Here is a 13,682-nt window from a genome sequence, read left to right as displayed (position 1 = left end):
GGTGATGAAGTTGTAGATCGCGGAGGCCGACGCGCCGGAGGGCGGATCTCAGCATTCCGTCTCTCCTGATGGTGGGGTTCGGAGGGTACCGGGGGAACCCACACCGGAAAGTACAGATCGGCGCTTAGCGTGCAAAGGGTATTTAGCAGGACTTTTAGATGAACGGGGGTGATGGCGCTGGTCGGGCCCGGAAGACCGGCACGTGGCCAGCCTTCCAGGAGCCCCGTCAGGGCGTGGGCAGAACGTGAGAAGGCGGATCGGCGGTGTAGTTGTCGCTCGTGGCGGGGAACGTGTTCAGCTCGTAGCGCACGTTCGCAGTCGCGTTGTTGACCGAGAACCGCACCCCGGGGGCTTGCGGCGGGATCACCGGGTTCACGATCGTCGAACCGAAGTGGCAGCCGAGCACGTCGCCGGTGCTGCCCCCGGCCCAGTTCAGGTCGTAGTCGGTGCCGGTCGCGCCGTTGCCGTTCGCGGCGAAGAAGCAGCGCGAGACCAGGACGTCGTGACCGGTGGCGGTCACGGGGCCGGCGTTCTCGATCGACAGGCCGTGGGTCTGGTTGTGCTGGAAGTGGACGCCCTCGAAGAGGATCTTGCTCGCGCTACCGATGATCTGAGCGCCGATCGAGGCCAGCTGGAGGAAGCCGCCGTGGAAGCTGATGGCGGTCGGCGAGGCCGTGCCGTCGTCCTGGATGACGACCGCCGGGCTGTTCGGCGTGCCGCCCATGTCGGCGCCGTAGAAGAACAGCGCCGCGCAGTCGCCGGTGATGACGATCGCGCCGCCGCCGTTGCGGGGCGTGGTCGCCGGATGGGCGAAGAAGGTCACGTCCTCGAAGTCGGTGAACGCGAACGCCGGCGCGCCGGCCAGCGGGCCCGAGCCGGTCCCCATGTTCACCGCCGACGGGGCGATGATCGCCGCCGAGCCGTGATAGGCCGGGGAGGCCGGGCCGCGCAACGAGATCGCGCCCGCGCAGGTGTCCGCCACCAGGTCCTCCAGGACCAGGCCCGCGCAGTTGGCGGTGGTGCTGTCGAAGGTGAAGCCCCAGCCGTTGAGGTTGAGGAAGTAGACCCCTGCGATCCGATTGCGGATGCCGCCGCCGCCCAGGTGGATGCCGTTGAGCTGGGTGGACGTGCCGAGCGTGCCGGCCGGGGCCTCGATCGAGAGGTCCCGTACCTCGCAAAACTGATGGCCGCCGAGGTCCACGGCGTGCGCCCCGGTGAACCCGGGGGCCACGTGGATCCGGGAGGCGCGGCGGCCCTGGCCGTAGAGCACGGTGTTGTTCGCGGCGAAGGTGAGCGTGGTGTTGATGTAGAAGTCGCCGGGAGCGAGCCATACTCCGCTTCCGCTCGTCAGCCCGGCCTGGATCACTGGGGTGTCGAGCACCCCGGTGGGGTCGTTCGACGGGGTGATCCACTGGGCGTTCGCGGGTCCGCCGACCACTACTGTCGGAGTGGTCGCCGGGGGCGGCGCGGACGGCGCGTCGGCCCGCGCAGTCTGAAGTATTTGAGGAACGGCGGCACTGGTTCCCGCCACCGCTCCGCCCGCGAGCAAGCGGCGTCGCGAGACTGGATTCATGGGGTTTCCCCTCTCTAAGGGCTCGCGGTCGAAGGACCTTGATTTCCCCGACTCCGGTCACGGCCCGTGGCGCTGGGTACCAGGCTCTGCGCAGTGCGTGACAATCCGACTACATTGCGACTACAGCAGGACACTGACGGCGCGTGGCCACCGACGCCGCCGACGAGGGGAAGACGATGCACTGGGCGATCCTCGGACCGTTCCTAGTCAGCGACGAGTCCGGACAGGAGGTTCGCATCCCGGGATCCCGGCTGCGGACGCTGCTTGCCGCCTTACTGCTGCACGCCAACCATCCGGTCTCGGTCGACGAGCTCTGCGACATCCTCTGGGACGGCGAACCACCGGCGGACGCGGCCCGCACCGTGCGGGTCTACGTCCTGCGGCTGCGCCGGGCCCTGGGCCCCGCCGCGGACCGCATCGTGACGAAGCCGCCGGGCTACCTCTGCCGCGTCGCCGTCGGCGAACTCGACACCCTCGCCTTCGAGACCGCCTGCGGCCGCGCCGCGGTCGCCCTGGCCGGCGGCAGCTGGGCCGTGGCGGCGAGCGCGGCCGAACGCGCCATGCGCCTGTGGCGCGGACAGCCGCTGGTCGACGTGCCGTCCCAACGCCTGCGCGACGCCTGCGTCCCGTACCTGGAACAGCTGCGCCTCCAGGTCCTGGACGACCGCTGCGAGGCCGACCTGGCCCTCGGCCGCCACGGCGACGTGATACCCCGCCTACGCGAACTCGTGAAACGGCACCCGCTCTACGAACACTTCCACGCCCAACTCATGCTGGCCCTGGAAGGCAGCGGCCGCCGCGCCGAAGCCCTGGCGGTCTACCAAGACGCCCGCCGAGCCCTCATCGCCGAACTAGGCATAGAACCCGGCGCCGAACTCCGAGCCCTCCACCGCCGCATCCTCGACGGCGGCACCTCCAAAGCCACCCACGGCAACGGCTCCCCCCACACAGCCGCCCCAGTAGTGGCCCTGGAATCCCTCCACGCGATCGACGAAGCCGTAGAACGCGCCTCCCTGACCCTCGCCGCCTTCGTCACCGGCCGCTTCGACCGCCTCTGGCCCTGGTTCAGCGCCCCCCTCGCCGAAGTCGCCACCATCGAACACCTGGCCGGCGCCCGCGACAACCTGGAACGGAAGATGGGCGCCTTCCAACGAATGTCAGGCATACCCAGAGTCCGCCGCGCGGGCCTACGGACGGTGGTCGAGATCCCGCTGATCTACGAGACCGCGCGGATGAAGGGGCGGGTGACGCTTGATGCGGAGGGGAAGGTGCTGGGGTTGTATGTGTTGAAGGTGGATGATCATTGAGGGGGGTGGTGGGTGCGGGCGGCTGAAGTCACGGCTTCGGCCAGTGGCAGGCGTCGGCGTGAAGCGCCCTGGCCGCCTCGGCCGCTTCGACGCCGTTCCACGGCCCGGCCCGGTATCCACAGCAGCAACGCACAGCGAAACCCGGGGCTTCGTTCGGCCCCCGAACCTGGCGGACAATCTGCGTACCTTCAATCGGAAGGGCGGCATAGCGATTCCGGGATTCGCTGTTCGTGACCGATGCTTGTCGGCGGGGCACACTCACCATGATCGAAAATCCTTGCCATGCGATCGACGGGGCCGCGCAACCACGCCCCACAAGAAGTAAGGCATCGGCATTCGGTGCCCAACAGATCGAAAATGGCGCATTCGAGGCGCATCGATGACGCATCCCGTACTCTGAGCGCGGAAAACGTCACTCAAGGTAGATCGCCAGAAGGAGGGTCATGCCGACGAAGCGCCGCCGATTCGCCGAACGTCGCAAGGCCCTTGGGTTCACACAAGAGACGCTCGCCGAGGCGCTCGGCGTAGAACGTTCGACGGTCGTTCGGTGGGAGCTCGGCGGGACTGATCCGCAACCGTACATCCGTCCCAAGCTTGCCCGTATCCTCGAAGTCAGCACCAGAGAGCTGATGACGCTGCTACGGACACCGGCCACCACGCCAGCGGGCACGGTCAGTCTGCCGGCGCCTTCTGAACTGGAAGTCATAGATAGTGACATGAACCGTCGGGAGCTGCTTCAGCTGCTGAGCATCGCGGGCGCGCTCGTTGCCGTCCCGCAGCTCGATGGTGCGGAACGCCATGTCATGCCGGAGTCGATCGACGAACTCGAGCAGATGAACAGCCATTTGTGGCAGGCCTTTGCGCTGTCGCAATCCAAGCGCGCGGTGTACCCGCTCGTCCGGCAGCAGCTGGGGCTGCTCACTGCGGCATTGGAGCGCAACCAAGGCATTGCGACCCATGAAAAGCTGTGCGCCCTGGCGGGCGACCTGTTCCAGCTCGCCGGTGAGGTCTTCTTCGACAGTAATCGCCTGGTTGATGCCGGACACTGCTACACCTTGGCCGCCAGCGCGAGCAAGGAGGCGAAGGCTTTCGACCTGTGGGCCTGTGCGCTGACTCGTCACGCCTTCGTCGCCATGTCCGAGCAGCACTTCACGCAGACGCTCCCGCTCCTGAACGTCGCTTCCTCGCTCGCCAAGCGCGGTGACAATCAGCTCTCTACTCGCTATTGGGTGGCGCAAGTGCGAGCGCAGGCCCTGGCCGGTGCGGGAGACTTCGACGGGTGCAGCCGGGCGCTCGACGAGGCTGAGACCGTCAGCGCCATGACCGGAGCATTCCAGAACGGTGGCTGGCTGCGGTTCGATGATTCCCGCCTGGCTGAGGAGCGCGGTAGGTGCTACATCGAGCTGGGACATCCTGACCGTGCAGAGTCCGCGCTCATCGCAGCGTTGAGTCAGAAGCTCTCCGCTCGTCGACGCGGAAGCGTACTCGTTGATCTTGCTGTGCTCGGTATGCAGCGCAATGACGTCGGCCAGACTGCGCACTACGGCAGCGCGGCTCTCGAGCTGGCTGATGCAACGGGGTCGGGGTACATCGGGCGGAAGCTCCACGCGCTGAACAACCAACTCACACCGCTCGTTACCGACAGCCAGATCCATGACCTGAGCGAAGCGATCTCAGCGTTCCCCGTCGCTGGAAGATGAAAGGGAGAGCCTTGTCCGAAGAAGCCGGCCGCGTGTTCCGTGAGGCGTGGATCGCAGGCGTGAAGAAGCACTACCCCGGTGAGCCCAAGCCTGGCTATATCGCGCGTTGGGAAGAGACGCCTGAATGGGAACGGCAGGCGGCTGCCACGGTGTGCGAGCAATTGCGGGCGTTCCTTCAGGTGAGTGAAGGCAGTGCCGCCAAACTGACCCGTGAGCAGAAAGGCCGGTTTGTGTCGCTGTGCTGGATCGCCCAGATCTACAAGCACTTCGGCGACCCGAAGCCGAGCTACGTGGCGGACTGGAGTGAACAGCCCGAGTGGCAGCGGGAGACGAATAGCGACATTTTCGAGGCTGTGGAGCGAGGTTAGTCGCGGCGCACGTCGGGTGCGGGCGGCAGGATTCGAACCTGCTCAGGCACGAGGCCACCTGGGTTACAGCCAGGCCCGGCTCTCCCACTCCGGCGCACCCGCACGATGCGGCCGGTCGGAAGGTCGCCTCCAAAGGTCGCCTCGAAAGGCAGACCCGAAGAGTCGTCCCGAAAGCCCGTGCCGCTGTTGCGCGTCCCACGGTAGGGCTGCCCGGGGCATCGGCCCAACGGCTTTTTCCGCAATCGCAAGCGCCACCGCCGCCACCGCCCCCGCCGTCCCCCTACCCCAAGCCCTCCGGCGGCCCCTCCTGCGCGCCCAGCGTCGGCGCGAACGCGGCCGTGTACCGCTCGAACAGGCCGCGCCAGGCGTCGTCGGCCGGATCGCGGCCCAGCAAGCGGTCCAGGCACACGTCCCAGCCGGCGGCGTTGCGGGCGGCGATGCCGGGGCGTAGTTCGTCGATGAGGACCAGGTGGGTGCCGGAGGGGTGGGGGGTGAGTTCGAAGCGGAGGGTCTCGTCGGCCCAGGTGAAGGCCAGGAGTTCGGGTTCGCGGACTTCGAGGACCTCGCCGGTCAGGGTCAGGGCGTCCGGTTCCGGGCCGAAGGGGAAGGAGATGGCCGCGCCCGGTCGCCAGGCTCCGCCGGCGACGATCACGTCGCAGGGGAACCAGGCCTTGAGCTGGTCCCGTTCGGTGAGGGCGCGCCACACCACCTCCGGGGGGTCGGGCAGGACGCGCTCCAGGCGGACGGCCGCGCCCTGGGGGCCGGGGGTGGTCAGGGTCGCCGGGGTGTCGCTCATGTCTTCCTCCGCTGCTCCAGGTGGGCTTCCAGGCGGTCCAGGCTCCGGTTCCACAGCCAGCGGTACTGCGCCAGCCAGTCGTCCACCTCGGCCAGGGGCTCCGGGCGTATGCGGTAGAAGCGGTGCTGCGCGTCCGGCCGCACCTCCACCAGCCCGGCCTCCTTCAGGGCCCGCAGGTGCTTGGACACCGCCGGCTGGCTGGCGTCCAGGCGCTCGGCGAGCTCGCCCACCGACTTCTCGCCGTCGCGCAACAGCTCCAGGAGGGCCAGGCGGCGAGGCTCGGCCAGGGCTTGGAAGGCGGCGGCGACGGTCATGGCATCGAGTTTGCCTCTTCGGTTATATGCCCGTCAAGGAATATAGTGGAGGTGTGGGTTCGCGGCCCGGAACCGCGAACCCCACCGCAGCGACGTACCTTCAGGCCACCGCAGCGACGTACGTTCACGCCACAGACTGCGCCGACCCCGTGATGAGCTGCCGGATCAGCGCGTTGCCCGCCGCGTCGCTGGACGCGACGAACGGCAGCGCGTTGCCGCCCGCCAGCCGCACCGCGCTGCCGTCCAGCGCCGCGACGTGGCCGCCGGCCTCGGCGACCAGCAGCAGGCCGGCGGCGTGGTCCCAGCAGTGCTCCCAGGTCAGGATCATCGCCGAGCGCCGGCCGACGGCCAGGTCCAGGTACTCGATCCCGCACGCGTCGAAGTAGCGGACGTCCAGGCCCGCGGCGTTCAGGGCGTCGTAGCTCCGGCCGTAGCCGGCCGGCCACCACACCGGGTGCGAGGTGGTCACCGGCAGCGCGGGCGGCTCGCTCGCCGCCGCCACCCGGGCCGGCGCGCCGTCCACCCAGGCCCCCTGGCCGGCCAGCGCTGTGCCGACGCGGCCCAGCACCGGCGCGTACGACCACGACGCCTGCAGCACGCCCTCCACCGACAGCGCCACCAGCGTGGAGAACCGGCTGGAGCCGGCCACGAAGTTGCGGGTGCCGTCGATCGGGTCGACGATCCACACCGGCGCCGGACCGGTCAGCGCGCGTAGGGCCAGCGGGTCGTCGGACACCGCCTCCTCGCCGACCACCACCGAGCCGGGCAGGAAGGCGGTGAGGCGGTCGCGGAGCAGTTCCTCGGCCTCCCGGTCGGCGACCGTGACCGGGTCCATGGGGCCCTTCATGGCGATGTCGGAGTCGCGCAGGCTCCGAAACCGCGGCAGGACCACTGCTTCATTGACGGAACGGATGATGTCTTCGACTTCTGCCAGGTCCGCGAGGGAAATCACTCCCTCACTCTCGCAGACGACGGCAAGGGCCGGTCATCCTCGGTCCACGCATCGGACCGGTGAGGGGGGTGAGGGGCTGTCAGGCCTCTGCTGAACCCCACCGGCCCCGGTGCGTGATGTCCTCCACCGTGCGCCGCGCGATCGTCTTGCGCGACGTCCGCTGCTTCGCGTCCCGGTCCTGGTCCGGGTGGCCGATGGCGACCGCCCCGATCGGCGTGAAGTCGTCCGGGATCCGGAACTGCTCGCGGACCGCGCCGATCACCGACGGCGGGATCCCGAAGTACAGCGCCCCCAGGCCCTCCTCGACGACGGCCAGCAGCAACAGCATCGTCAGCATGCCGGTGTCGATGTGCCAGAAGGGAACCGGCCACCGGGCCTCGTCGCGGTCGGTCCAGCCCTTGTCCTCCCGGGCGTAGCGGTCGAGGTAGATGTCCTTGTTGGAGCAGGGGATCACGATCATCTGCGCGTTGCGCAGCGGCGTGCCGGCGTAGTCGTCCTCGGGGTCCATCGCGGTCCAGAAGGCCGTGCGGTCCGTCTCCGACTCCAGCACCAGCATCGCATAGCCCTGCGAGAAGCCGGCCGACGGCGCCCGGTTCGCGGCGCGCAGCAGCCGGTCCGCGGCCTCCGGCGCGATCGGCTCGGTGGTGAACGCCCGCACCATCTTGCGCTTGCGGATCACGTCCTGGAATTCCATGTTCCTGTCCCTTGCTCGGCTTGACTCGGCGCCTCTCAGCGCTGCTCGGCGCCCCCCTCAGCCCCCCGCGGCGCCCCCCTCAGCGCCACCCGGCGCGACTCATTGCGACCCACCGCGACCGACGCTACTCGGCCGCCGCCGGCTCCGAGCCGAAGCATCCGGCGCCGAGCAGCACCTTCAGGTCCGAGCTCAGGGCCGGCGAGTTCGACACCCGCAGGTTGTCGCCGAGCTGGTAGCGGACCACCTTCTCGTCCCGGCTGCGCAGGTGCATGCGCACCGGCGTGGTGCCCGGGTGGCTGGTCAGGATCCGCTTCAGCCGCTCCACGGTGGCCGGGATCACCCGGGCCTCGGAGACGTGCAGCACCACCGGGGCGCTGCTGCCGGCCGAGGAGATGTCGAGCATCGCCACCTCCATCGCGATCAGCTTCGGCACCTCGTCGCGGCGGTCCAGGCGGCCCTTGACCACCACCACCGCGTCCTCGGCCAGCTGGGTGGCGTAGAGCTGGTAGGTCTGCGGGAAGAACATGGTCTCGATGCCGCCCTCGAGGTCCTCGATGGCGGCCGCGGCCCAGGTGTTGCCCTGCTTGGTGACCTTGCGGGCCAGGCCCGAGACGATGCCGGCGATGGTCACGATCGAGCCGTCGGCGCGCTCGCTGTCGGAGGTGAGCGAGGCGATCGAGCAGTCGGCCTTGGAGGCCAGGACGTGCTCCACGCCGGAGAGCGGATGGTCCGAGACGTACAGGCCCAGCATCTCCCGCTCGAAGCCGAGCAGCACCTTCTTGTCCCACTCGATGTCGGAGAAGGCCAGCTCGACGCCGCCGGTGATGGCCTCCTGGCCGCCGTCCAGCAGCGAGCCGAACAGCGAGTCCTGGCCCAGCGCCTCCTGCTTCTTGACGTCCACCACCGAGTCGATGGCGCGCTCGTGCTGCTCGATCAGGCCGCGGCGGGAGTGGCCCAGGGAGTCGAAGGCGCCGGCCTTGATCAGCGACTCGATCGTCCGCTTGTTGCAGACCGGGAGGTCCACCTTGGCCAGGAAGTCGTTGAAGGAGGTGAACCGGCCCTTGGCCTTGCGGGTGGCGATGACCGAGGAGACCACGTTCTCGCCGACGTTGCGGATGGCGCCGAGGCCGAAGCGGATGTCCGAGCCGACCGGGGTGAACTGGTGCAGCGAGTCGTTGACGTCCGGCGGCAGCACCTTGATGCCCATCCGGCGGCACTCGGCCAGGTAGATGGCCGAGCGGTCCTTGTCGGTGGCCGTGGAGGTGAGCAGCGCGGCCATGTACTCGGCCGGATAGTGGGCCTTGAGATACGCGGTCTGATACGCGATGAACCCGTAGGCCACCGAGTGCGACTTGTTGAACGCGTAGTCGGCGAACGGGACCAGGACGTCCCACACCGCCTTGGTGGCCTGGGCCGAGTACCCGTTGTCGGCCATGCCCTTCTCGAAGCCCACGTACTCCTTGTCGAGGACTTCCTTCTTCTTCTTGCCCATCGCCCGGCGCAGCAGGTCGGCCTGGGCCAGGGAGTAGCCGGCGAGCACCCGCGCGGCCGCCATCACCTGCTCCTGGTAGATGATCAGGCCGTAGCTGACGCCGAGCACCTCCTTGAGCGGCTCCTCCAGCTCCGGGTGGATCGGCGTGATCGGCTGCCGGTTGTTCTTGCGCTCGGCGTAGTTGATGTGCGAGTTGGCGCCCATCGGGCCGGGGCGGTACAGGGCGATGATGGCCGAGACGTCCTCGAAGTTGTCCGGGCGCATCTGGCGCAGCAGCGAGCGCAGCGGGCCGCCGTCCAGCTGGAACACGCCGAGGGTGTCGCCGCGGCACAGCAGCTCGTAGGTCAGCGGGTCGTCGAGCGGGAACTCCAGGGTGTTCAGGCGGGCGCCGGTGGTGGTCTCGACGTTGGTCAGAGCGTCGGTGATGATCGTCAGGTTCCTCAGGCCGAGGAAGTCCATCTTGATCAGGCCGATTTCCTCGCAGGTCGGATAGTCGAACTGCGTGATGATGACGCCGTCGGCCGGGCGCATCATGACCGGGACGTGGTCGGTGATGGTCTCCGGGGAGATGATCACGCCGGCCGCGTGCACGCCGGGCTGGCGGATCAGGCCCTCGACGCCGCGGCCGGTGTCGATCACCTTCTTGACGTCCGGGTCCTGCTCGTACATGCCGCGGATCTCGCCGGCCTCGCCGTAGCGCGGGTGGTTGCTGTCGAACACGCCGGACAGCGGCATCGACTTGCCCATCACGTCCGGCGGCAGCGCCTTGGTGATCCGGTCGCCCATCGCGAAGGGGTAGCCCAGGATGCGGCTGGAGTCCTTCACGGCGGCCTTGGCCTTGATCCGCCCGAAGGTGGCGATCATCGCGACCTTGTCCTCGCCGTACTTCTCGGTGACGTAGCGGATCACGTCCGAGCGGCGGCGGTCGTCGAAGTCGATGTCGATGTCGGGCGGGGTGACCCGGTCGGGGTTCAGGAACCGCTCGAAGAGGAGGTCGAAGGGGATCGGGTCGACGTCGGTGATGCCGAGCGACCACGCCACCAGCGATCCCGCGGCCGAACCGCGGCCCGGGCCCACGGCGATGCCGTTGTCCTTGGCCCAGTTGATGAAGTCCGCGACCACGATGAAGTAGGAGGGGAAGCCCATCGACAGGATGACGTCGAGCTCGAACTCCAGGCGGTCGTGGTAGGTCTTCTGGTCCGGGACGCCGGCCGGGAAGCGCTTGTTCAGGCCGTCGTAGGCGAGTTTGCGGAACCACTGGTCCTCGGTGAGGCCGTCCGGCGCCTCCAGGCGCGGCATCAGGTTCCGGTAGGCGAACATGCCCTCCGGGTCCACCTTCTCCGCGATCAGCAGCGTGTTCCGGCAGCCCTCCTGCCAGACGTCGTCGCTGTTGAGGGCGCGCATCTCGTCGGCGGTCTTCAGGTAGTAGCCGTCGCCGCCGAACTTGAAGCGGTCCGGGTCGGCGATGTTGGAGGCGGTCTGGATGCACAGCAGGGCGTCGTGGGCGACGGACTCCTCGCGGTAGGTGTAGTGCGAGTCGTTGGTCACCACCGGCGGGATGTTGAGCTTGCGGCCGATGTCCAGCAGGCCCTCGCGGACCCGGGTCTCGATGTCGAGGCCGTGGTCCATCAGCTCCAGGTAGAAGTTGTCCTTGCCGAAGATGTCCTGGTACTGCGCCGCCGCCTCCAGGGCCTCCTTCTCGTGGCCCAGGCGCAGCCGGGTCTGGACGAAGCCGGAGGGGCAGCCGGTGGTGGCCATCAGGCCCTCGGAGTGCTCGGCCATCAGCTCGGCGTCCATGCGCGGGTACTTGCGCGCGAAGCCCTCGGTGAAGGCGCGGGAGGAGAGCTTGGTGAGGTTCTGCAGGCCGGTGACGTTCCGTGCCCAGATGGTGGCGTGGCCGTACAGGCCGCCGCCGGAGACATCGTCGGACTTCTGGTGCGGCTGGCCCCAGCGGATCGGCTTCTGGTTGTAGCGCGACTCCGGGGCCACGTACGCCTCGATGCCGATGATCGGCTTCACCCCGGCGCCCTGGGCCTGCTTGGTGAAGTCGGCCGCGCCGTGCATGTTCCCGTGGTCGGTCATGGCCACCGCCGGCATCCCGAGGGATGACGCGTGCTTGAACATGTCCTTCAACCGTGCCGCACCGTCGAGCATCGAGTACTCGGTGTGAACGTGCAGGTGGACGAAGGAATCAGACACGGGAACATCCTCCTGCGGGGGTGCGGCTGGCGGGGCACGTGAAGTCTAAAACAGGTCGCGAGGGGGGCGTGGCGCTCGGGCGGGTAGGGTTTTCTGGATCCCAGGTAGGCGAGGAGAGCAAGTGAAACTCGGGCGTGTCGCGTCGTGGTTCCTGGTCGCGTTCGGCCTGTGGTCGCTGATCATTTGGCCGCGGTTCATGAAGGCCATCTGGCAGGACCACCGGTCCTGGGACGGCGGGCCGACCTCGTTCTTCCTGATCCACGCGGTCCTGGTCGCGGTCTCCGTCAGCGCCGGGATCGCGATCGGCGTTATCGGGTGGCGCTCGGTGCGGGCGCTGCGCAGGATGGACGGGTGACCCTCCGCACCGTCGACGCCGCCGAGCGCCGGGCCCGCCTGGCCGACCGCCACCTGCTGGCGCCGAGCCGGCGAGCGGCCACCGCCGAGGACGTGGCCGAGGCGCTGGTGGCGCTCCACGCGACGGACGCCGCGACCGTCTACTTGACGGCACTGGCCCGCCTGGCCGAGCCCGCCACCGCCGAGGTCGAACGGGCCCTCTACGACGACCGCACCCTGGTCCGCATGCACGGAATGCGCCAGACGCTGTTCGTGTTCCCGGCCGACCTGGCCTCCGTCGTGCAGGCGTCGATCACCCGCGAGCTGTGGGCCAAGGAACGCGCGAACCTGATGAAAAGCGCCCGCGACGCCGGCCTCGACGAGACCTGGCTGGACCGCGTCGAGACGGAGACCCTCGCCGAAGTCCGCCGCCGCGGCACCGCCACCGGCGCCGAGCTGGGCAAAGCGGTCCCGGGCCTGCGCGACAAGGTCCTCTACGGCAAGGGCACGAAGTGGGAGACCTGGCAGCCGGCCTCCGCGCGCGTACTCCGCGTCCTCGGCTTCGACGGCGCCGTGACCCGAGGCCGCCCGGTCGGCTCCTGGCTGTCGAGCCAGCACCGCTGGGAACCCGGCGCCGGCCACACCGAGATGCCGGTGGCGGAGGCGCAAGCTCAACTCGCCCGCCGCTGGCTCCGAACCTTCGGACCAGCCACCGAGGCCGACCTGAAGTGGTGGACCGGATGGAAGGTCACCGACGCCCGCCGGGCCCTGAAGGCGATCGCAGCGGTCGAGGTGGCACTCCACGAGGGCGTCGGCTGGCTACTCCCCGACGACCTGGAACCTGCGGGCCGGCTGGGGTCAACAACAACGACCGAACCCTGGGCCGCACTCCTGCCAGGGCTGGACCCGACGGCGATGGGCTGGCAATCCCGCGAGTGGTATCTGCCGGAGGCGCTACGCCCTCAACTGTTCGACCGCGCGGGCAACGTCGGCCCAACGGTGTGGTGGAACGGCGAGGTGATCGGGGGCTGGGCTCAGCGCGCCGACGGGACGATCGCGACGCGGGTGCTGCGGGATGTGGGGAGTGATGCGGTAAAGGCGGTTGGGGTTGAGGCTCAGCGCTGGGAGGGGTTGTTGGGGGAGACGCGGGTGACGCCGAGGTTTCGGGTGCCGTTGGAGCGGGAGTTGAGTGGGGGGTGAGGGTGGGGTGCGGCTGGTTGGGGCTGAGGGTTGAGGGGTGGGGGGTGGGGGGCAAAGGTCAAGAGCTGAAGGTCAAAAGCCAGTCAAAGTCAAGAGCTGGGTAAGGCAGGCGCCTCCGGCGAGGGCCTCGGATCCCTCGGAGAACTGGCGCCAGCTCCATAGGGTGGTCTGGTCAGTCTCTGCGCTGGCGGTTTGTGGGGTGGGGGTTTGTTCCCCTCGCTCACGTCGGCAGCCCTACGGGTACAGCACCGCCGCCCAGGTATCAAGTCCATGCCGCTGCGGTAAGAGTCCTAGCGCTGCGGTTGGGCTTGCATGAACTTGACACCTGGTCGGCGGTACTGTAGGCAAAGCCCTGCCGACGTGACCGAGGAGAACAAACCAAAAACCCGGGAGAGGACTGAAGGATCCGGGGGCGGTGGGCGGTCACTTCAGCCATCCGGCCGCCGGTAGGCAAACCTTCGGCCGCCGGGTGAGGCAGGTTTCTGAGGTACCGGCGCGGCAGGTCTTTGGGATGCTGGTGCGGGAGGCCTTCAGCTGTCCGCCGCTTTTGCTTTGAACCTTCCCGGCGGCCGTAGTCAGCAAGGCGCTCAGCCCCCTCCCCAGTGATTGTCAGCTCTCTGCCTGGGTTTTTGGTTTGTTCTCCTCGGTCACGTCGGCAGGGCTTTGCCTACAGTACCGCCGACCAGGTGTCAAGTTCATGCAAGCCCAACCGCAGCGCTAGAACAACAAGGTTCCGGCATGGACTTGATACCTG

The 13,682-nt window shown here is 68.6% G+C and carries 11 protein-coding genes and 1 tRNA gene; 5 read left to right on the top strand and 7 right to left on the bottom strand.

Translation table 11 applies throughout. The features are described from left to right. Window positions 1-226: 226 nt before the first annotated feature. Window positions 227-1,573, bottom strand: coding sequence for a hypothetical protein (locus ABD481_RS41940; protein ID WP_344671491.1), 1,347 nt, complete (start codon window positions 1,571-1,573; stop codon window positions 227-229). A 143-nt stretch (window positions 1,574-1,716) separates the two neighbouring features. On the opposite strand from ABD481_RS41940, the gene ABD481_RS41935 reads away from it, so the two are divergent. The 3 genes from ABD481_RS41935 (at window position 1,717) to ABD481_RS41925 (ending at window position 4,948) form a co-directional block, all read left to right on the top strand. Continuing rightward, window positions 1,717-2,880, top strand: coding sequence for an AfsR/SARP family transcriptional regulator (locus ABD481_RS41935; RefSeq protein ID WP_344671490.1), 1,164 nt, complete (start codon window positions 1,717-1,719; stop codon window positions 2,878-2,880). A 443-nt stretch (window positions 2,881-3,323) separates the two neighbouring features. Next, complete coding sequence (locus ABD481_RS41930; RefSeq protein ID WP_344671489.1) at window positions 3,324-4,580, top strand: helix-turn-helix domain-containing protein; 1,257 nt, start codon at window positions 3,324-3,326, stop codon at window positions 4,578-4,580. Further along, complete coding sequence (locus tag ABD481_RS41925; RefSeq protein ID WP_344671488.1) at window positions 4,577-4,948, top strand: hypothetical protein; 372 nt, start codon at window positions 4,577-4,579, stop codon at window positions 4,946-4,948. Before ABD481_RS41930 ends, ABD481_RS41925 begins: the two co-directional genes overlap by 4 nt. A 17-nt stretch (window positions 4,949-4,965) precedes the next feature. Here the strand turns inward: ABD481_RS41925 and ABD481_RS41920 are convergent. The 6 genes from ABD481_RS41920 to dnaE all read right to left on the bottom strand — a co-directional run bounded on the left by ABD481_RS41920 (window position 4,966) and on the right by dnaE (window position 11,395). Then, a tRNA-Tyr gene (locus ABD481_RS41920) sits at window positions 4,966-5,050 on the bottom strand. Between the two features lie 178 nt (window positions 5,051-5,228). Then, complete coding sequence (locus ABD481_RS41915; RefSeq protein ID WP_344671487.1) at window positions 5,229-5,744, bottom strand: SRPBCC domain-containing protein; 516 nt, start codon at window positions 5,742-5,744, stop codon at window positions 5,229-5,231. Beyond that, complete coding sequence (locus ABD481_RS41910; RefSeq protein ID WP_344671486.1) at window positions 5,741-6,058, bottom strand: ArsR/SmtB family transcription factor; 318 nt, start codon at window positions 6,056-6,058, stop codon at window positions 5,741-5,743. The genes ABD481_RS41915 and ABD481_RS41910 overlap by 4 nt, the downstream gene beginning before the upstream one ends. Window positions 6,059-6,182: 124 nt before the next feature. After that, entirely contained in the window at window positions 6,183-7,010 is an 828-nt protein-coding gene (locus ABD481_RS41905) for an inositol monophosphatase family protein (RefSeq protein WP_344671485.1), read from the bottom strand. A 79-nt stretch (window positions 7,011-7,089) separates the two neighbouring features. Continuing rightward, entirely contained in the window at window positions 7,090-7,704 is a 615-nt protein-coding gene (locus ABD481_RS41900) for a nitroreductase family protein (protein ID WP_344671484.1), read from the bottom strand. 124 nt (window positions 7,705-7,828) lie between these two features. Next, window positions 7,829-11,395, bottom strand: a complete 3,567-nt coding sequence (dnaE, locus tag ABD481_RS41895) for a DNA polymerase III subunit alpha (RefSeq protein ID WP_344671483.1) — start codon at window positions 11,393-11,395, stop codon at window positions 7,829-7,831. Window positions 11,396-11,516: 121 nt separating this feature from the next. Here dnaE and ABD481_RS41890 point away from each other — a divergent pair, with 121 nt between their 5' ends. Further along, entirely contained in the window at window positions 11,517-11,750 is a 234-nt protein-coding gene (locus ABD481_RS41890) for an SCO4848 family membrane protein (RefSeq protein ID WP_344671482.1), read from the top strand. Further along, a complete protein-coding gene (locus ABD481_RS41885; RefSeq protein ID WP_344671481.1) occupies window positions 11,747-12,928 on the top strand; it encodes a winged helix DNA-binding domain-containing protein in 1,182 nt (393 codons plus the stop codon). The genes ABD481_RS41890 and ABD481_RS41885 overlap by 4 nt, the downstream gene beginning before the upstream one ends. Window positions 12,929-13,682: the final 754 nt, after the last annotated feature.

Source organism: Catenulispora yoronensis (assembly GCF_039531695.1).
Taxonomy (GTDB): domain Bacteria; phylum Actinomycetota; class Actinomycetes; order Streptomycetales; family Catenulisporaceae; genus Catenulispora; species Catenulispora yoronensis.
This window is presented reverse-complemented; position numbering and strand designations above follow the sequence as displayed.